The following is a 19,530-nucleotide window of genomic DNA, read 5'->3' on the forward strand; positions in this document are numbered from 1 at the left end:
AATGAAACATACATTATTTATAGGAATCGCAATTGTAAGTCTGTCGCTTGCAAGCTGCAAAAAAGAAGTTGAGAACCCAGAAACAAATACCTCATTTGTTTTAAGCAACGACATGCTGAAAACAACTACAACTGCCACTGCCGAAATTCAACCATTAAAAAACGAGCTTAGTTTTTACGGAAAAATTACTGCTGACAATAATAAAATGATAGATGTTTATCCGTTAGTTGGAGGAAACGTTATGAAAGTAAACGTTGAACTTGGTGATTATGTAAAGAAAGGACAAGTGCTTGCAACTATCAAAAGTACTGATGTTGCAGATTTTGAAAAGCAGTCTATAGATGCAAAAAGTGATTTGCTGGTTGCGAAAAACAATTTAAAAGTTGCCCAAGAATTATTTGACGGAAAATTAAATTCTGAAAGTGATGTGCTTCAAGCTAAATCTGAAGTAAATAAAGCACAATCTCAATTGAGCAAAGTTCAGGAAACTTATAAAATTTATAATATAAAACCAGGATCTATTTACGAAGTAACAGCTCCAATAAGTGGTTTTATTATTCAAAAAAGTATAAATCAGGATATGCTTTTACGTAATGACCGTTCTGAAAATATATTTGATATAGCAGAAATTAGTGAAGTTTGGGCCATGGCCAATATCAACGAAATTGATATTAACAAAGTAAAACTGGGAACAAATGCAGCAGTTACTACTTTGAGTTATCCTGATAAAACATTTCAAGGAAAAGTAGATAAAATTTACAATGTTATCGATCCTGAAACCAAAGCAATGCAGGCAAGAATTAAACTAAAAAATACAGATTATCTGCTTAAACCAGATATGAATGCAAACATAAAATTGTCTTTTAACGAAAACCAATCTATGATCGCCGTTCCAAGCAATGCCATTGTATTTGATAAAAGTAAAAACTTTGTTGTGGTATTTAAAGACCGTAACAACATAGAAACAAGACAAGTAGAAGTATATCGAGTTGTTGGAGATACAACTTATATCTCAAGTGGTTTAAAAGAGAACGAAAAAGTAATCACAAACAATCAGCTGTTTATTTATGGTGCTTTAAACAATTAAGACATGAACAAATTCATTAAAAATATTATTGCTTTTTCATTAAAGAATAAAGCATTTACCTTCTTTTGGGTTGGATTATTGGCTGTTGCTGGGTTTATTTCATTTAAAAATATGCCTATTGATGCTTTTCCAGATGTTACCAATACGCAGATTATTATAATTACACAGTGGAATGGAAAAAGTGCTGAAGAAGTAGAGCGCTTTGTTACTTCTCCTATAGAAATTTCAATGAACTCTGTTCAGAAAAAAACGAGTGTTAGAAGTATTACGATGTTTGGATTGTCTGTTATCAAAATTATTTTTGATGATGGCGTAGATGATACTTTTGCTCGTTTTCAAGTAAATAATTTACTTAAGAATGTTTCGCTTCCAGACGATGTAGAGCCAGATGTACAGCCACCTTATGGACCAACAGGGGAAATTTTCAGATATATTGTAAAAAGCGACAGCAGAGATAGTAGAGAATTATTAACCTACCAAAACTGGGTAATAGACAAGCAACTTCGTGCTCTTCCTGGTGTTGCCGATCTAAACGTATTTGGAGGTCAAACTAAAACTTATGAAATTGGTGTAGATCCTATTAAACTTGCTAAATACAATATTACTCCATTACAGGTTTACAATGCTGTTAACTCTGGAAACATCAATGTTGGCGGTGATGTGATTGAAAAAAATGGACAAGCTTTTGTTGTTCGAGGTGTTGGTTTATTAAAATCTAGAGCTGATATTGGAAATATTATCGTAGATGACGCGGCCGGAAATCCGATTTTAGTTAAAAACGTTGCTGATGTATACGAAAGTTCAATGCCAAGAGTAGGACAAACTGGAATTGGAAATAATGATGATGCAGTTGAAGGAATCGTTGTAATGCGAAAAGGAGAAAATCCGCAGGAAACACTGGCCTTGATAAAAGCAAAAATCAAAGATTTAAATGATAATGTTCTTCCAAAAGACATTAAAATTGAGACTTTTTACGATCGTGATAATTTAATGAATTTTACGACCGAAACTGTAATGCACAATTTATTCGAAGGAATTGTACTTGTTACCTGTGTAGTCTTTCTTTTTATGGCCGACTGGCGAACTACTTTTACAGTTTCTATCGTAATTCCGCTTTCCTTATTATTTGCATTTTTATGTCTTAAAATGATGGGAATGAGTGCTAACTTATTGAGTTTAGGTGCAGTCGATTTCGGAATTATCATTGACGGCGCCGTCGTAATGGTCGAAGGATTATTTGTGGTTTTAGACCAACGAGCGCATCAATTGGGAATGGAAAAATTTAATAAAATTGCAAAAGGAAGCTTAATCAAAAAAACAGGAACAGAAATGGGTAAAGCCATTTTCTTCTCCAAATTGATTATTATTACAGCTTTACTTCCAATTTTCTCTTTCCAGAAAGTAGAAGGGAAAATGTTCTCTCCCCTAGCCTTTACTTTAGGTTTTGCATTATTAGGAGCGCTTATTTTCACTTTAACTTTAGTTCCTGTCCTTTCACATATTTTATTAAACAAAAATGTAAAAGAAAAACATAATCCGTTTGTGAATTTTTGGGACAGAATCGTTTCTAAAGGTTTTGCGTGGACATTTAAGCATAAAGTACAAACTCTAATAGCTTCTATTGGGCTATTAGCAGCAGTATTTTTCTCTGCAGGTTTCTTAGGAACAGAATTTTTGCCACAATTAAATGAAGGAGCATTATGGGTTACGGCAGAATTACCAATGAGTACGTCGCTGCCAGAGAGTGTCAAAACAGCTGCAATGATTAGAAAAGACTTAGAAAGTTTTCCAGAAGTCAAAAATGTTTTATCGCAAACAGGACGAAGCAATGACGGTACGGACCCAAATGGTTTTGGATTTATTCAGCTTCAAGTTGATTTGAAACCAAAAGCAGAATGGACTCGAAAAATTTCCATGGATGATCTGATCAACGAAATGGATAATAAATTAAAAGTCCACCAAGGAATTACGTATAATTATTCGCAGCCGGTAATTGATAACGTTGCCGAGTCTGTTGCAGGATTTAAAGCTTCAAACGCGGTTAAAATTTACGGAGATGATTTGAATAAATTAGACCAGCTTGCCAATGAAGTTCTAGCACAAATTAAAGATATTCCAGGTATAAAAGATGCGGGAATTCTACGAAATGTGGGACAGCCTGAAATAAGCGTAATTCTAGATCGTGAAAAAATGGCGGCTTACGGCGTAACATTAAGCGATGCGCAAGCAGTATTGGAGCTAGCTTTTGGAGGAAAAACAGCAACTGAAAAATATGAAGACGAAAAGAAATTTGATGTTCGTGTTCGTTTTTCTAAAGAATATAGAAAAGATGAAAAAGATTTGGAAGAAATTAAAGTTCCAACAATCAGCGGTATCAAAATTCCTTTAAAAGAAATCTGCGATATTAAAACTATAACCGGCCCTGCTTTTATTTATAGAGATAATACAAAACGTTTTATCGGCGTTAAATTCTCTGTTCGTGATCGAGATTTGGGTAGTACAATTGCAGAAGCACAGGCAAAGGTTAATAAATTAAAATTACCTGCAGGTTACACAACTGGATGGACTGGAGAATTTGAAAATCAGGTTCGTGCGAGTGCGCGTCTGGCTCAAGTAGTACCAATCAGTTTAATTGGAATTTTTGTATTACTTTTTATTTTGTTCGGAAACTTTAAAGATTCTCTTCTGGTTTTAGCCAATGTTCCATTTGCCATAATTGGTGGAATTATCGCACTGCACATGACGGGAATGAATTTTGGAATATCAGCTGGAGTTGGTTTTATTGCTCTTTTAGGTATTTGTATTCAAAATGGAGTTATTCTAATATCTGAATTCCATCATAATTTAAAAGCCAAATTTAGTCTGGAAGAATCCATTTTTATGGGAGTTAAAGCCAGAACAAGAGCTGTAGTAATGACTGCATTGATGGCATCTATAGGATTGCTGCCGGCAGCAATTTCTACTGGAATTGGTTCAGAATCGCAAAAACCTCTTGCAATTGTAATTATCGGCGGACTTATGACTGCAACTGTTTTAACTTTATTAGTGTTTCCAATTTTATTCTGGATATTCAACAGAAAAAAACATGTACCCATTGAATAATAATTTTAATAATAGTTTTTTAGTTAAATCAATTTGTTGGATTTAAAAGGGAAAGCACCATTCTTGTAATGGTGCTTTTCTGTTTTATAAAACTAAAGACAAAAAAAATGACCTTTTGCTCAGAAAGGTCATTTTATACTAACTCAAAACTTTAAAAATCTTATTTCAAATCTTTCAGAATTGCGATTGATTCTGCAGCATTTGATAATTGCGCATATTTTAATGCAGTATATCCTTTTTCATTTTTTTCACTAGGACGTGCACCGCTAGCTAATAAAAGTTTTACAATTTCATGTTTATTGTAACGTGCTGCGATCATCAATGGTGTAAGATCGTCATCAGACATTTCATTTACGTCTGCACCGTATTCGATAAACTTTTTAACAGTTTCAATGTCTCCTTTGCTTATTGCAACATTTAATGGGTTTGCTGCATAGCTTCCTAACTCAACTTGATTTTTTACAAATGAAACTCCATTTGAAGCCATAGCTTCATTTCCAAATGTCACTAGGGCTAATCCTAAATAAATAACTGATTTTTTCATAATAATTGATTGTTTGTTAAATTGATTGATGATGATTATAATTTCTATACAAATGTAATTTATTTAATTGTATTATGTATTACAAAGTACTATGTTTTAACCAATTCTTAACATTTACTTAATAAAACCATAATTTAAAGACTCGAACATTAATAAATTCGTGTTTTCATTATAATAGACTACAAAAAACATAAAATGTTACAATAAATCTGAAAAAAAATAATTTTAAATCTCATTCATTTGATTCATAGAGTAAAAGCTGATCAAGTTTTTTACATTTATTTTTAATCAGACAAAAGTCAAATGGGCATCAGTGGTATTATTCCATACCCTGCAAAAATTATGCTTTCGATGATGAGAATGGATCAATGAAAGGTAACGATCTAAAAAAAGGTCTTGAAAATTTGAAACAAAAAATGGAGTAAAATTTCACAGAATTATAAAAATAAATGCCTCGTTTTTGTCAATAAAAACGAGGCATTTTTGAGTTATAAAATTCTTGGGGAAATAAATTAATTTACCTCCCTAAATTATTATTTAGAAGATAAATATTCTAATACGTTTTTATTAATACGCTGATCAATATTATCAATATCAGCCTTTACAAATTTTTCGCCTAAAATATTCTCATACAATTCGATATATCTTTCAGAAACAGATTCGATATATTCATCAGACATATCTGGAATCTGTTGTCCTTCCTGCCCTTGAAAACCATTTTCGATCAACCAGCGGCGAACAAATTCTTTAGACAATTGTTTTTGCTCCTCCCCTTTTTCTTGTCTATCTGCATATCCGTCAGCATAGAAATAACGAGATGAATCTGGTGTATGAATTTCATCAATTAAAACAATAACACCATCTTTTGTTTTTCCGAATTCGTATTTGGTATCCACTAAAATTAATCCACGTGAAGCCGCAATTTCAGTTCCTCTTTGAAATAAAGCACGGGTATATTTTTCTAAAACCAAATAATCTTCTTCAGAAACAATTCCTTTAGCTAAAATATCTTCACGAGAAATATCTTCGTCATGAGAACCATTATCTGCTTTTGTAGTTGGAGTAATAATTGGCTCAGGAAATTTATCATTTTCTTTTAAATCTTCAGCCATAGCAACACCGCAGATTTGTTTTCTTCCTGCTGCATATTCACGAGCGGCATGCCCTGATAAATAACCGCGAATTACCATTTCTACTTTAAAAGGCTCACATAAATGTCCAACAGCAACGTTTGGATCTGGAGTTGCAATTAACCAATTTGGAACAATATCTTGAGTCAATTCCATAAACTTAGTAGCAATCTGATTTAAGATTTGTCCTTTGTATGGAATTCCTTTTGGCAAAACTACATCAAAAGCAGAAAGTCTGTCGGTTGCTACCATTACCAAAAGTTCGTCGTTAATATTATAAACTTCTCTAACTTTTCCGCGGTAAACTGATTTCTGATTCGGGAAATTAAAATTTGTAGTTGTGATTGTATTGCTCATTTTTTGTTGTGTTGTTTTTTTTTATGATTGCAAATTTAAAACTATTTAAAAGAGCAAGCAAGAAATATTCAGTTTTCAGTCACAGATTTCAGTTTTAATACTATCACTGAAAACTATTGTTTTAGAAGTGTCTCATTAAATAAATTTAAGATTCTGCTGTATTCATCTATCCATGAATAAGTTTCTTTAAAACCGTGGGCTTCAACAGGAAACGAAGCGAGAGTCCAATTCTTTTTTTGAAGCTCAATGAAACGCTGTGACAAACGCACAATATCTTTATATTCAACATTATCATCTACCATTCCGTGAAGCATAACAAGATTTCCTTTCAAATTATCGGCATAATAAATGGGTGAACTTTTTTTATAGGCTTCTGGATCAGTTTCAGGGAAGTTCAAAATATTGCCTGTATATCCGTGATTGTAATGCGCCCAGTCAGTTACAGAACGTAAAGCTGCACCCGATTTAAATTCGCCTGGAGTTGTCAGCATTCCCATTAAAGTAATAAAACCTCCGTAAGAGCCGCCATAAATTCCAACTCTGCTAGGATCAATACCGTATTTTTCTACCAAATATTTTTTACCATCTAGATGATCAGATAGATCTTTTCCTCCCATAAAACGATAAATTCCAGTTCTAAAATCACGTCCATAACCATCACTGCCTCGATAATCAATATCCAAAACCGTATATCCTAAATCGGTCAGCAAATTATGAAACATATATTCTCTATAGTAATTACTCCAAAAGTTATGTGCGTTTTGAAGATAGCCCGCGCCGTGCACAAAAATTATTGCCGCCTTATTAGCAATTTCTGTTTTTGGAGTATATAATCTTGCATTTACAGGCGTTCCGTCCTGCGCCTTAAAAGTGATAACTTCAGGTTCTCTCCATTTGTATTTTTTAAAATCTTCTGAAACTGAAGAAGAAATCTGCTGTAAAACGGTATTCTTTTTATTATCACCTATGTAAAAATCCCAAGGAATATTTTTAAACGAATAACGAACCAAAAGCGATTTTTCGTCTGGAGATAAAATTACTTCGTGTGCGCCATTTTTAGTTAAAATTGGCTGTAACGTTCCATCTCCAACAGTAAGTTTATAGAACTCTCTGTTTCCTGCATGTGTGGTATTTGTTGTTAAATAAAAAGTCTTTCTATCTTTAGACAAAATGAGATCACGTACTTCCCAATTTCCTTTTGTAAGCTGTGTTTTCTTTTTAGTTTTTACATTCAGAGTATATAAATGTGAATAACCCGTGGCTTCAGATTGAAAATAAATAGTTTCATTATCAGCTAAAAAACCTAAATTTCCTGAAGAAAAGGAATAAGATGGGATGCCAGGTCCAGCAATCCAAGCTTCATCATGCTGATGTTCAATTTCTTCAAAAATGCCTTTTTCGAGATTTAAACTTACGAGCCATCGGTCTTTATTATCCTGACTTCTGATTTCTACAATTGCAAGTGAACCATCTTCATTATAAATTGGCGCCTGAGGAATTACCAATTTATCTTCTTTAGGTTTGCTCTTTAAATTATTATATAACTCATAATATTTTGGTGTATTTTGAATATGACTTAAAGTCGAAAAATTCACATAATAAACTGAATCTTTTGCCACTGAATAAATTCCGAATTTTGTCTTTACAAAATTCTTAGTCGAAACTTTTTCTTTCGTTTCAGGACTTTGATTATAACCATCAGCCGTTATAAAAACTTCCATTTTTTCTCTTTTGATTTCTGGTTCTTCGACCAAAATAAAAGTGGCAAAATTACCATTAGGATTTACCTGAAGTCCCGCAAATTGATCGTTTCCATAGAAATACTGCCTCGCAAAATCAGATTTTACTGCTTTGCTTTTTTCAAGATTCCACTGTTTTTTCGCCTCTTTATCTCTTATAAACTGAAATAATTCTTTTTGCTGCACAGCTAGAAAAGATTCCGTATCTTCTTTTACCTCTCTTTTTATTCCTTTGCTGAAATTGGTGATTTGTAAAATAGTACCAGCCTTAGTATCATATTTAAAAATATTGTCATTTTGCTCATAAAATAATACTCCAGCTTGCACCTAATTGTAAATTAGATAATTTTGAAGATTGCTGAATTAATTTTTTTATTGTTTTGGATTGAATTGAGTACGAAAACAAACTTCCGTTATCCAAATAATAAACTAAATCTGATCCTGATTTGGTTTTAAAATCGAGTCGAGAAAAAACAGCCTCTTTTGGAGATGCTTTTTCTGGTGTAGACATTCCTTTCTGCCAGTAAAATGTACTTGCTCCTAATTCATCTTTTGGATTCCACTCAAAATACACTTTTTTACCATCTAAAGACCAGCGTCCGTTTGTTGGCTGATTTCCAATAAAAGATTCACCTTTCATTATTTCTTCCAGTTTCAAATTTTGAGAATTTCCAAAATGAGAAAGAAATAGAAAAGTAAGGATAAAGATGTTTTTTGTCATAGTAGATGTTTTTTGAGAAAACAAAAATACACTCTGAAATCTTCTAAAAAAATGTTTTGGTTATTTCCTTGCGAAATTCTTTATATTAAATTTAAGTAATAAAAAAATCCCTGAAGAAAGTCTTCAAGGATTGTGTTTTCTTATTGAAAAGTCTAACTATTTTAAAAAATTAAATTTTCATTTATTATGATTTTAACTTGCCGCAAATTCCTTATCTAATATTTTTGAAGCGATATATTTTGCTACACCATCTTCTGCATTGGTTTTAATAACTTCTAAATCGGGTAAAGTTTCTTTTAAAACTGCTGGAGCATTCCCCATAATTAAACCTTTTCCAGATGCCGATAACATTTGCACATCATTAAATCCGTCTCCAAAAGAAACTGCCTGGTCTAAAGTGTAACCTTCTTTTTCCAAAACTTGCTCAATTGCAACTGCTTTATCTATAGACTTATCCATAAATTCCAAACAGGTTGGCAAACTAAAAGCGTGGTGTAAATGTTCTGAAGAATTGGCCAAAACATCATCTTTTAATTTTACTAATTTTTCATGATCGTCGCATGAAAAGAAAATTTTAATCGCGCCAAAATCTTCAAGATTCTTATAATCCACTAATTCTGGGCGGTATTTTAATTCAGCTTGAAAAGAATTAAGTCTTTCATTCCATTTGTTGGTCTGCCAAACATTTTCTTTAAATAAAACTACTGTAATTGCAGGGTCGATTTCCACATTTAAAGCCGCTTTAACCACGTCGCTGTCTAGGTTAAAAGCAAAAAGTTCTTCTTTATTAGGCGAATGAATTCTAGCTCCGTTTGAACTCACTAAATAAACTGGAACATCAAGTGTTTCAATAATAGCCATTGCATCAAGGTGATGACGGCCAGTTGCTACAACTATAAGGTAATTTTGATTGTGAAGTTCTTGAAAAATAGATTTAGTATAATCTGAAATTCTGTGTTGAGGGTTGAGTAAAGTTCCGTCGAGGTCACTTACTACAACTTTTATATTTTTAAGTTTTGTCATATTATTATCAAATACTGATGTTATGCAAATTTACGTCTTTAAGCTCGGAAGACCAAAGTTTGAAAGTTCTTACGACATCAAATAAGGTAAGTTTATTAATTATTTAACAAATCATTTGATAAACTAAAGAAATATTATAAAATAAAGGTTGCAAATAATACTTTAATCGCGATGGGACAAGGAAGATTATTTACGAATAGTTACGCAAGCGTGAAATAAAGTATTCTAAAAAAAAATATTCGTTTTGTACCTTCGAGATGAAACGTACAAAACGAATATCAATAAATGTTAAACCACAATTCACGATTTACATTTAACATTTTACTAAAATTAAAAATTAGTCGTGATTCTCTATTTGCTTGTAGGCGTCAATTACCTTTTTAACCAATCTATGGCGAACAATATCTTTATCATCAAGATAAATAATTCCGATTCCGTCAATATCTTTTAGAACCAAAATTGCTTCTTTCAGACCAGAAATAGTTCTTCGTGGTAAATCGACCTGACCAGGATCGCCCGTAATCATAAATTTGGCGTTTTTACCCATACGGGTCAAAAACATTTTCATTTGCGAGTGGGTTGTATTCTGGGCTTCATCTAGGATTACAAAGGCATTGTCCAGCGTTCGGCCACGCATAAATGCAAGCGGTGCAATCTGAATAATTCCTTTTAAAATGTAATCTTCGAGTTTTTCGTTGGGAAGCATGTCACGCAGCGCATCGTAAAGCGGCTGCATGTAGGGATCAAGTTTTTCTTTCATATCCCCAGGCAGAAATCCGAGATTTTCACCGGCTTCGACTGCAGGACGAGTCAAAATAATCCTTTTTACTTCTTTATCTTTTAACATTTTAACCGCCATAGCGACACCGGTATACGTTTTTCCAGTTCCAGCAGGACCAATAGCAAAGACCATATCATTTTTCTTAATGGTATCAACCAGCAACTGCTGATTCGGCGTCATCGCTTTGATAATCTTACCGCCAACACCATGAACTAAGATTTTGTCATGATCGTAAGTTCTTTTATCTTCTTGACCATCACTCATGATTACACGTTCAATTACATTATCATCAATATTATTGTATCGTGTGAAATGAAGCATTAATCTTTGAAATCTTTTTTCAAATTCATCTAAAACTTCTTTTTCGCCAAATGCTTTTAAAGTTGTCCCTCGCGCTACGATTTTAAGCTTTGGGTAATACTTTTTAATAATTTCTAGATGGCTGTCCTGTGCGCCCCAAAATTCTTTTGGAGCAATATCTACTAGCTCGATTATTCTTTCGTTCAAATGAAGTAGTTTTAAATTAAAATTCCTTTTTATTATTTCGAGGTTGTCGGGTCTTTTTTATTAGTCTCAGTTTCCAGCTGCTGTTTTCAGTTTTTGTTTTTTAGAAACTTAGACCTGCATTCCTAACAGAGGCTTCTCTAACAGCAAGTTAATTTTTAAAATCACAATTTGTCTTTTCTTTCTTTCAATTTGTGTTTACTATTATTAGCTTTGCATTTCTCAAATTTAATGAAAATTAGATTTAAATACTATCAATAGTTATAAACAAAATGATGTCAATAATTACCCTTACTACAGACTACGGCTTAAAAGATCACTTTGTGGGGTCGCTGAAGGGTAAAATACTTTCTGAAAATCCAGAGGTTCAAATAATTGACATTTCTCACGACATTGATCCCTTTAATACTGCAGAAGCCAGTTATGTAATTGGTGCCTCTTATTTAAGCTTCCCAAAAGGAACTGTACACCTTATTGGGGTCGATATTGAACGGAATAAAGAGAATCAGCATATCGCCATGCAGTGGAATGACCACTATTTTATTTGTGCCGATAATGGAATTCTGAGCATGCTTACGCAGAAGATCGTACCGCAAAAGATTGTTGCGATCAATATTCATGATCGTTTCCCTATAGAATCAACAGATATGGATATTTTTATTCAGGTGGCTTCTCACTTATCAAAAGGCGGTTTATTGAATGTAATTGGCAAAGAAATCACTTCAATAAAAGAAGCAACTGAACTTCAAGCAATTATTGCCGACGACGGAAATTCTATAAAAGGCTATATAATTTATATTGATCATTTCGGAAACGTGGTCACTAATATTTCAAAGAAACAATTCTTGGAAGTTTCACGCGGACGCCAGTATGAAATTGTAATGAAACCTAAAAATATCAAAACGATTTTACCTAATTATTCGGCTATTGCAACTTCTGATAAATATCCGATTAAAACGTATGAAGGAGAAAAACTGGCTATTTTTAATGAAGCTGGTTTTCTTGAAATCGCTATTTTTAGAAGTAATCCATCTAAAGTAGGTTCTGCCAGTAGCTTGTTAGGATTGAATTATCGTGATGTGATTACAATTAAGTTTTCGTAAATAAATTTAGATAGATTTTAGATTAAAGAAACTCTAAAGTTTGGAATTTGGAATTTCTCTTTTGGAATTTTATTTTTTTATAAAAACAACAATCAAATTTGGTACTTTTGCGCACCTGTAAGACTTTAGACAATTTAAAAAATCTATCCCGAGGCTTCGGGACTGAATTATCAATCTAAAATAGCAACATGTTTGTCAGAATAGTAAAAATGAGTTTTCATGAAGAAAAAGTTCCTGATTTTCTGGAGAATTTTGAATCCGTGAAAGAAAAAATAAGAAATGCTGAGGGAAATCGTTTTTTAGAATTGTATCAGGATAAAAATGACAAATGCATCTTTTTTACTTACAGCTATTGGGAAACTGAAGCTGATTTGGAAAATTATAGAAATTCTGAGCTTTTTAATACGGTTTGGAATTTTACAAAAAAGTTATTCAATGCAAAGCCAGAAGCGTGGAGCGTGGATAAATTGGTTAGTTTAAAATAGCTTAAAGTTTCAAGTTAAGCAGACAACTTGAAACCTTAAACATGAAACAATAAAAAACAAAACACGAATGAAATCAATCATTTTAAGAGAAATAAAATCCTTTTTTGGCTCTCCTATCGGCTATTTGGTCATTGCGATTTTTTTAATCAGCAACGGACTATTTTTATGGGTATTTGAAGGAGATTACAATATCCTGAATACAGGTTATGCCGATTTAACTCCGTTTTTCACTTTAGCACCTTGGATTTTAATCTTCTTAATTCCAGCCGTAACTATGAGAAGTTTCTCTGACGAAAAGAAACAAGGTACTTTAGAATTGTTACTGACAAAACCTTTATCCATTTGGGAAATTGTAAACGGAAAATTTTTCGGATCTTTTCTATTAATTATTTTGGCAATTATTCCAACCCTAATTTATGTAAAAGTAATTTCAGATTTAGGTTTTCCAGAAGGGAACATTGATATGGGAAGCACGATTGGTTCTTACTTCGGATTGTTATTTTTAATCGCTTCTTATTCAGCAATCGGGATCTTCACTTCTACCCTTTCAGAAAATCAGATTGTCGCTTTTATTATTGCTGTTTTCTTATGCTTTTTCTTGTATTTTGGTTTTGAAGGTCTAAGTTCTTTAATTCCTGGTTCAAACAATTTTGTTTCAGTTTTAGGAATGCAGAATCATTTTAAAAGCATGAGCCGTGGTGTAATTGATACACGCGATGTTATTTATTTTTTAAGCATTACAATCGCTTTTCTATGTTTTACTGTTTACCAATTAAAATCTTATAAAGCGTAATGAAAGCATCTACAAAGCAAAATTTAAAAACATTAGGCATTACTATATTCGTTTTAGTTGTTTTAAATGTACTTGGAACACTATTTTTCCAGCGTTTTGATTTAACTAAAGACAAACGTTATACGCTGTCTTCAACTTCATTAGGAATTGTAAAACAAGTTGAGAATCCGCTTTCTATAAAAATTTACATGGCTGGCGATCTTCCAGCAGATTTTAAACGTTTGCAGCAGGAAACCAAACAACTACTAGAAGAGTTTCAAGCATATAATAAAAATATCGTTTTCGAATTTGTCGATCCTTTAGAAAATGAAGAAGAAAGCGACGAACTTACAAAATCACTTTTCAAAAAAGGATTAACGCCAGTAAACATAACTGTTGACGATAAAGGAAAACAATCTCAAGCAATGGTTTTTCCTTGGGCAATTGCGGTTTATAACGGAAAAGAAGTTAATATTCCATTATTGAAAAATATAATGGGTGCTTCGACTACGCAAAAAGTAATGGGATCGATTCAGCACTTAGAGTATTCTATTGCAGATGCCATCAATAAAATTACTAAAAACAAGCAGAAAAAAGTTGCAATTATAAGAGGTAACGGCGAATTGAAAGAAATTCATGTCGCTAAAATGCTGCTGCAGATTAGAGAAAGTTATTTCATTGGACCTTTTACATTAGATTCTGTTGCAAAAGATCCAAATGGAACTTTAAATGCATTGAAAAAATATGATTTAGCCATTATCTCAAAACCAACAGAAAAATTTACTGACGAAGAAAAAGAAGTTCTGGATCAGTTTATCATGAACGGCGGAAAAACAATTTGGTTAATTGACCAAGTTGCCGCCGATATGGATAGTTTGTATAATGATATGGGCGCAACTCTGGCATATCCCAGAGATTTAAATCTGAACGATATGTTCTTTAAATACGGGTTCAGAATTAATCCTGATTTGATAAAAGACGAACAAGGAAGTCCAATAAAACTGGCAACCGGCGAACAAGGAAGCGCAACACAATATCAGGATTTTGTATGGAAATTTGCGCCTCAGGTTTACCCAGCAAGCCAGCACCCGATCGTTAAAAATCTTGGAGGTATTAAATTCGATTTTGCAAGTCCGATTGATACTTTAAAAAATGGAATTAAAAAGACCGTTTTACTGCAATCTTCCCAATATTCTAAAACTATCGGTTCGCCTGTAGAAATCAACCTGAATATGGTAACCGAAAAATCTACTCCAGAAGAGTATTTGAATAAAGGAAATTTACCGCTTGCCGTATTATTAGAAGGATCTTTCCATTCTGCTTTTGAAAATAGAGTTTTACCTTTTAAAGACAATTATTTTACCGCAAAAGGAAAACCAAATAAAATGATTGTTATTGCTGATGGAGATTTAGCAAGAAATCAATTAGACAAAAACAGAATGCCTGTCGAATTAGGTTATGATCAAAGAACTGGAAATCTTTACGACAATAAAGACTTTATCATGAATTGCATCAATTATCTGCTGGATGATACTGGACTTATTAACATTAGAAGTAAAGATGTGGAGCTGCCTTTATTGGATAAGGAAAAAGTTTACGAAAGCTACACTATGACGCAATTTATAACTATCGGAGTTCCAATTCTAATTTTATTAGTTTTCGGACTTGTCTTTACATTTATCAGAAAAAGAAGGTACAGTAAGTAGATGTTAATAAAAAAATGTAATACTTTAGATAGTTTAAGATATATTTGTAATCCGTATATTTAGCCCTTTATTTGCTAAATCATCCATCAAAAAATAAAATAAAACAGATGAAATTTATAGTATCGAGTTCGTACTTATTAAAACAATTACAAGTTTTAGGTAGTGTAATCAATAGCAACAATACGTTGCCAATTTTAGACAACTTTTTATTTGAACTAAACAATAATGAGTTAACAGTTTCGGCTTCAGATCTTGAAACGACAATGTCGGCTACATTATCGATCGATTCTACAAGTAAAGGAAGCGTAGCTGTACCAGCTAAACTTTTACTTGAAATTTTAAAAACTTTCCCAGAGCAGCCATTAACTTTTACTGTTGAGGATAACAATACAGTAGAAATTAGTTCAAATTCTGGTAAATATGCATTGGCTTACGCTGCTGGAGAAGAATTTCCTAAAGCGGTAAGTCTAGAAGATCCGTCTGTAACACTTGTTCCTGCAGAAGTTTTGGCAACTGCGGTAAGTAAAACTATTTTTGCTGCTGGAAACGACGATTTACGTCCGGTAATGTCTGGAGTTTTCTTCCAGTTTTCGCCGGAAGGATTAATTTTCGTAGCAACTGATGCGCACAAACTAGTAAAATATGCTCGTACAGATGTAAAAGCGTCTCAAGTAGCAGATTTTATTATGCCAAAGAAACCTTTGAATATCTTAAAAAGTATTTTAGGAACTTCTGATGCTGAAGTAAAAATCGAATACAACGATTCAAATGCGACTTTCTCATTTGACAATTATATCTTAATGTGTCGTTTAATCGACGGAAAATATCCAAACTACGAAGCAGTTATTCCAAAAGAGAATCCAAACAAATTAATGATTGACCGTTCTTTATTTTTAAGTTCAGTTAAGCGTGTTGCGATTTTCTCTAATAAAACTACACACCAAATTCGTTTAAAAATTGCTGGAGCTGAATTGAATGTTTCTGCAGAAGATATTGATTACTCAAACAAAGCAGAAGAAAGATTGACTTGTGATTATCAAGGAGATGATTTACAAATTGGTTTCAACTCTCGTTTTTTAACTGAGATGTTGACAAACCTGCAATCTGACATGATTATGCTTGAAATGTCATTACCAAATAGAGCAGGTATTTTAACACCTGTAGATGGTTTAGAAGAGGGAGAAACAGTTACTATGCTTGTAATGCCTGTAATGTTAAATAGTTAACATTAAAGTTTCTTTCTGTTACAGGGATATTTTTTAGTTTAAGATTAAACATCTATCATTGTAAAAAAAAAAGATATCGCTATTAACCAACCATTTTTTATACCTAGAAACCGCAATTCCTATAAAGAGTTGCGGTTTTTTATTTTAAGGTTTGGTTGGTGTTGTTTCAGGTTTCAGGTTTTAGGTTTCATGTTGATATTCTGTATGTTTTTTTAACCGCAAAGTTCGCTAAGTTTTTTTTCTAAGCTTTATTTCTACAAGCGCAAAAAGTTCGCAAAGCTTTATGATAACTTTGCGACCTTTGCGAAAACCTCTGCGCCCTCTGCGGTTAAACTTTAAACCTGAAACGTGAAACTTGAAAACCTGAAACAAAATTTTTATGTAACTTTGTAAGATGAAAATAGAAATTTGGTCGGACATCATGTGTCCGTTTTGTTATATCGGAAAAAGACAGTTGGAAACAGCGCTTGCTGTGTTCCCAAATAATGATTTTGAAATTGAATGGAAAAGCTTTCAATTAGATCCAACAATTACTTCTCAGCCAGATACGGATGTTTATACATTTCTAGCCGAAAGAAAAGGGATGTCAATCGAACAATCTAAAGAAATGCACAAAGGAGTCGTTGAACGCGCTAAAAGTGTTGGTTTAGAATATAATTTTGACAAAGCCGTTATCTCAAATTCTTTAAACGCACATAGAATCATTCAATTGGCTAAAACTAAAAATATTGGCGATCGTATGGAGGAAATTTTCTTCAAAGCTTATTTCACTGATGGAAAAGATTTAAACAACGGTCCTGCTTTAATTCAATTAGGAATTGAAGCAGGTTTGGAAGAGAATGAAATTAGAGAAGTTTTAGAAAGTGATGATTTATTTCTAAAAGAAGTACAATCAGATATTAAAGAAGCTGGAGAACTTGGGGTTCAAGGAGTTCCGTTTTTTGTCTTCGATCGCAAATATGCTGTCTCTGGAGCACAGCCTGTAGAAACATTTGTAAAAACTATTGAAGAAATTTTAAAATAAAACATAACACTCAAAAAACTTAAAAGCGTGCTGTCTACATTTAAACAGCACGCTTTTATTATTTAGCTTTATCTCAAACTAAAATTAATGACCAGCTCTACCTTTAGAATCTGTTGATTTTGTTGTAGTGCTTTTTCCTCTAGAACCAGTTGTTGATTTTTGAGTTTTTCCAGAATCTTTCATTCCAGATTTCGAATCTTTTCTTGAAGTTTCCATGATATATAATTTTTTAAATTATTGATATACAAAGTTGCAAAACAGGCTATTGATTTTTTTACAGAATTAAATTCTAATCTTATAAAATAAAAAGCAGACAATCATGTAAGATTAAAATTAAATCCTATAATCTTTTTAAACATCTAATTTTCAAATTTGTATACATGTATAAAGTTGAAAATTTATTAATTTAAAATAACAGCTATGAAAACAAATGCCGACAATAGATTCGCTGCAAAAAATCACTTCATATGCAGTAGACCAGATCATGTTGATACCGCTCATGAAAATGAAGCAATGGATGAAGAATTCACAACTGGTCAAAATCAAGATACAACCTATAAAAATTACTGCGATCAGTTTGATGAAGATACTGAGGACACTTATGAAATTATAGAAAGCGGACTAAATCTAGCTGAAGATAATACTCCATTTTCAACATATGATTACTCCAATCCTTACGACAGTTATAATTTGGATCATGAAGATGAAAAATATAATTGTCCTCCTTATAAAAATTATGAAAATTAAAAACTCTTAACACACTATGTCGCCAAAAAACGATCAAGAAATTATGAATGAATACTTGTCTAACGAAAGAACTTTGTTAGCGTGGCTTCGTACTGGAATTGGAATAATGGTTTTTGGTTTTGTAGCAGTAAAATTTTCTCTGTTTTTAAGACAGCTTCCCCCTAAATATCTAGCAGAAACTGTGGCCCCCAACAGTAATTTTACTATCTATTTGGGAATTGGATTATTAATTGCCGGCGCTTTAACGATTCTTCTGTCTTATTTGCGATATACCAAAACTGTTAAATTATTGAAACAGGGAAAATACCAATATTCAACCGCAATGCTGACGTTTATAACAATGATGCTTTTTGTTTTGAGTATTTCTCTTATCGCCTACCTTATTATCGCTGCAAGTGCATAAATTGTAATTTTCTAATTCTCAAATTATCTAATTATAAAAATTATAAAGATGAATCCACCATTATTACAATTTAACGATAAAGGCATTTACTGTCAGCAGGCAGATGTTTATCTTGACCCTTGGCGCCCAGTTAAAAATGCTATTATCACACACGGTCACTCAGATCACTCAAGGTGGGGACATCAAAATTATATAACTCATTATACCAATGTACCGATAATAAAACATCGTCTTGGCGATATTAATGTAACCGGCAAAGACTGGAACGAAACTTTTACTATAAACGGTGTAAAATTCTCTTTTCATCCTGCGGGTCATATCATTGGTTCCGCCCAAATAAGAGTGGAATACAAAGGTGAAATTTGGGTATTTACAGGTGATTACAAAACGGAGGATGACGGAATTTCTGTCCCGTATGAAGTTGTAAAATGCCATTCCTTTATAACCGAATGTACATTTGGACTTCCCGCATTTAAATGGGAACCACAGGCAGATGTAATGACCGATATTAATAATTGGTGGGCCGAAAACCGTGCTGAAGGAAAAACCTCTGTCCTATTTGGTTATTCGTTAGGAAAAGCACAGCGTTTATTAAAAAATCTAGATCCAAATATTGGAAGAATTTACACTCACGGCGCAATCGAGAATATGACCGAAGTTGTTCGTCCGTTAATTGATTTACCTGCAACAATACGAGTAACGCCCGAAACTAAAAAAGAAGATTTATTGGGAAGTATCGTTATCGCACCACCAAGCGCACACGGAAGTACATGGATTAGAAGGATGACTCCATTTGTAACAGGTTCCGCAAGCGGCTGGATGGCATTTCGAGGCGCAAGACGAAGAAGAGCCGTTGACCGCGGATTTGTCTTAAGCGATCATTGCGACTGGACCGGATTATTAGAAAGCATTCAAGCGACAGGCGCAGAAAAGGTAATCTGCACCCACGGATATTCGGATATCTTTTCAAAATATTTAAGAGAATTGGGTTACGACGCCAGAACCGCCCACACACAATACGAAGGAGAAACGAATGACTCTGAAGAAAACTGAAAGGAGTTGTGAATTGTGAGTTG

18 protein-coding genes are annotated in these 19,530 nt (G+C 33.0%); 11 read left to right on the forward strand and 7 right to left on the reverse strand.

Annotated elements, in window-relative coordinates:
* Position 1: 1 nt before the first annotated feature.
* Together HYN86_RS15735 and HYN86_RS15740 are read left to right on the forward strand one after the other, a co-directional pair.
* Positions 2-1,087, forward strand: a complete 1,086-nt coding sequence (locus tag HYN86_RS15735) for an efflux RND transporter periplasmic adaptor subunit (protein WP_113678894.1) — start codon at positions 2-4, stop codon at positions 1,085-1,087.
* A 3-nt stretch (positions 1,088-1,090) separates the two neighbouring features.
* Complete coding sequence (locus HYN86_RS15740; protein WP_113678895.1) at positions 1,091-4,189, forward strand: efflux RND transporter permease subunit; 3,099 nt, start codon at positions 1,091-1,093, stop codon at positions 4,187-4,189.
* A 160-nt stretch (positions 4,190-4,349) separates the two neighbouring features.
* Here the strand turns inward: HYN86_RS15740 and HYN86_RS15745 are convergent, their stop codons facing one another.
* The 6 genes from HYN86_RS15745 to HYN86_RS15770 form a co-directional block, all read right to left on the reverse strand.
* Complete coding sequence (locus tag HYN86_RS15745) at positions 4,350-4,733, reverse strand: ankyrin repeat domain-containing protein (protein ID WP_113678896.1); 384 nt, start codon at positions 4,731-4,733, stop codon at positions 4,350-4,352.
* Positions 4,734-5,266: 533 nt separating this feature from the next.
* The gene (locus HYN86_RS15755) at positions 5,267-6,220 is read right to left on the reverse strand and encodes a phosphoribosylaminoimidazolesuccinocarboxamide synthase (RefSeq protein WP_113678897.1); all 954 of its coding nucleotides are present in this window, start codon (positions 6,218-6,220) and stop codon (positions 5,267-5,269) included.
* A gap of 113 nt (positions 6,221-6,333) precedes the next feature.
* Positions 6,334-8,286 carry a S9 family peptidase gene (locus tag HYN86_RS15760; protein ID WP_230406375.1) on the reverse strand — a complete coding sequence of 651 codons (1,953 nt, stop codon included), beginning with the start codon at positions 8,284-8,286 and terminating at the stop codon, positions 6,334-6,336.
* Entirely contained in the window at positions 8,261-8,680 is a 420-nt protein-coding gene (locus HYN86_RS21185) for a hypothetical protein (RefSeq protein WP_230406376.1), read from the reverse strand. Before HYN86_RS21185 ends, HYN86_RS15760 begins: the two co-directional genes overlap by 26 nt.
* Before the next feature lie 192 nt (positions 8,681-8,872).
* On the reverse strand, positions 8,873-9,703 hold the full coding sequence (locus HYN86_RS15765; protein ID WP_113678898.1) for a Cof-type HAD-IIB family hydrolase: 831 nt from the start codon (positions 9,701-9,703) through the stop codon (positions 8,873-8,875).
* Positions 9,704-10,040: 337 nt separating this feature from the next.
* Entirely contained in the window at positions 10,041-10,991 is a 951-nt protein-coding gene (locus tag HYN86_RS15770; protein WP_113678899.1) for a PhoH family protein, read from the reverse strand.
* A gap of 272 nt (positions 10,992-11,263) precedes the next feature.
* On the opposite strand from HYN86_RS15770, the gene HYN86_RS15775 reads away from it, so the two are divergent.
* The 6 genes from HYN86_RS15775 (at position 11,264) to HYN86_RS15805 (ending at position 17,304) form a co-directional block, all read left to right on the forward strand.
* Positions 11,264-12,091 carry an SAM hydrolase/SAM-dependent halogenase family protein gene (locus HYN86_RS15775; protein ID WP_113678900.1) on the forward strand — a complete coding sequence of 276 codons (828 nt, stop codon included), beginning with the start codon at positions 11,264-11,266 and terminating at the stop codon, positions 12,089-12,091.
* A 188-nt stretch (positions 12,092-12,279) separates the two neighbouring features.
* Positions 12,280-12,576 (forward strand): putative quinol monooxygenase, encoded by a 297-nt coding sequence (locus HYN86_RS15780; protein ID WP_113678901.1) that lies wholly within the window; start codon positions 12,280-12,282, stop codon positions 12,574-12,576.
* Between the two features lie 67 nt (positions 12,577-12,643).
* Entirely contained in the window at positions 12,644-13,369 is a 726-nt protein-coding gene (gene gldF, locus HYN86_RS15785; protein WP_113678902.1) for a gliding motility-associated ABC transporter permease subunit GldF, read from the forward strand.
* Complete coding sequence (gldG, locus tag HYN86_RS15790; RefSeq protein WP_113678903.1) at positions 13,369-15,054, forward strand: gliding motility-associated ABC transporter substrate-binding protein GldG; 1,686 nt, start codon at positions 13,369-13,371, stop codon at positions 15,052-15,054. The genes gldF and gldG overlap by 1 nt, the downstream gene beginning before the upstream one ends.
* A 107-nt stretch (positions 15,055-15,161) precedes the next feature.
* Positions 15,162-16,280, forward strand: coding sequence for a DNA polymerase III subunit beta (dnaN, locus tag HYN86_RS15795; protein ID WP_008469033.1), 1,119 nt, complete (start codon positions 15,162-15,164; stop codon positions 16,278-16,280).
* Between the two features lie 394 nt (positions 16,281-16,674).
* Complete coding sequence (locus HYN86_RS15805) at positions 16,675-17,304, forward strand: DsbA family oxidoreductase (protein ID WP_113678905.1); 630 nt, start codon at positions 16,675-16,677, stop codon at positions 17,302-17,304.
* An 84-nt stretch (positions 17,305-17,388) separates the two neighbouring features.
* Here HYN86_RS15805 and HYN86_RS21230 read toward each other — a convergent pair whose 3' ends face one another.
* Positions 17,389-17,520, reverse strand: a complete 132-nt coding sequence (locus HYN86_RS21230; protein ID WP_262512121.1) for a hypothetical protein — start codon at positions 17,518-17,520, stop codon at positions 17,389-17,391.
* 204 nt (positions 17,521-17,724) lie between these two features.
* On the opposite strand from HYN86_RS21230, the gene HYN86_RS15810 reads away from it, so the two are divergent.
* Genes HYN86_RS15810 through HYN86_RS15820 form a run of 3 tightly spaced genes read left to right on the forward strand, consistent with a single transcriptional unit; the run spans position 17,725 to position 19,507 of the window.
* A complete protein-coding gene (locus HYN86_RS15810; protein WP_113678906.1) occupies positions 17,725-18,051 on the forward strand; it encodes a hypothetical protein in 327 nt (108 codons plus the stop codon).
* A gap of 16 nt (positions 18,052-18,067) precedes the next feature.
* On the forward strand, positions 18,068-18,454 hold the full coding sequence (locus tag HYN86_RS15815) for a YidH family protein (protein ID WP_113678907.1): 387 nt from the start codon (positions 18,068-18,070) through the stop codon (positions 18,452-18,454).
* A 48-nt stretch (positions 18,455-18,502) separates the two neighbouring features.
* The gene (locus HYN86_RS15820; RefSeq protein WP_113678908.1) at positions 18,503-19,507 is read left to right on the forward strand and encodes a ligase-associated DNA damage response exonuclease; all 1,005 of its coding nucleotides are present in this window, start codon (positions 18,503-18,505) and stop codon (positions 19,505-19,507) included.
* Positions 19,508-19,530 lie beyond the last annotated feature (23 nt).

The organism is Flavobacterium fluviale, assembly GCF_003312915.1.
In the GTDB taxonomy this organism is placed as follows: Bacteria; Bacteroidota; Bacteroidia; order Flavobacteriales; family Flavobacteriaceae; genus Flavobacterium; species Flavobacterium fluviale.

Coding starts and splice junctions, on each gene's coding strand:
- HYN86_RS15735 (WP_113678894.1), top strand. CDS start 2: ATGAAACATACATTATTTATAGGAATCGCAATTGTAAGTCTGTCGCTT.
- HYN86_RS15740 (WP_113678895.1), top strand. CDS start 1,091: ATGAACAAATTCATTAAAAATATTATTGCTTTTTCATTAAAGAATAAA.
- HYN86_RS15745 (WP_113678896.1), bottom strand. CDS start 4,733: ATGAAAAAATCAGTTATTTATTTAGGATTAGCCCTAGTGACATTTGGA.
- HYN86_RS15755 (WP_113678897.1), bottom strand. CDS start 6,220: ATGAGCAATACAATCACAACTACAAATTTTAATTTCCCGAATCAGAAA.
- HYN86_RS21185 (WP_230406376.1), bottom strand. CDS start 8,680: ATGACAAAAAACATCTTTATCCTTACTTTTCTATTTCTTTCTCATTTT.
- HYN86_RS15765 (WP_113678898.1), bottom strand. CDS start 9,703: ATGACAAAACTTAAAAATATAAAAGTTGTAGTAAGTGACCTCGACGGA.
- HYN86_RS15775 (WP_113678900.1), top strand. CDS start 11,264: ATGTCAATAATTACCCTTACTACAGACTACGGCTTAAAAGATCACTTT.
- HYN86_RS15780 (WP_113678901.1), top strand. CDS start 12,280: ATGTTTGTCAGAATAGTAAAAATGAGTTTTCATGAAGAAAAAGTTCCT.
- gldF (WP_113678902.1), top strand. CDS start 12,644: ATGAAATCAATCATTTTAAGAGAAATAAAATCCTTTTTTGGCTCTCCT.
- gldG (WP_113678903.1), top strand. CDS start 13,369: ATGAAAGCATCTACAAAGCAAAATTTAAAAACATTAGGCATTACTATA.
- dnaN (WP_008469033.1), top strand. CDS start 15,162: ATGAAATTTATAGTATCGAGTTCGTACTTATTAAAACAATTACAAGTT.
- HYN86_RS15805 (WP_113678905.1), top strand. CDS start 16,675: ATGAAAATAGAAATTTGGTCGGACATCATGTGTCCGTTTTGTTATATC.
- HYN86_RS21230 (WP_262512121.1), bottom strand. CDS start 17,520: ATGGAAACTTCAAGAAAAGATTCGAAATCTGGAATGAAAGATTCTGGA.
- HYN86_RS15810 (WP_113678906.1), top strand. CDS start 17,725: ATGAAAACAAATGCCGACAATAGATTCGCTGCAAAAAATCACTTCATA.
- HYN86_RS15815 (WP_113678907.1), top strand. CDS start 18,068: ATGTCGCCAAAAAACGATCAAGAAATTATGAATGAATACTTGTCTAAC.
- HYN86_RS15820 (WP_113678908.1), top strand. CDS start 18,503: ATGAATCCACCATTATTACAATTTAACGATAAAGGCATTTACTGTCAG.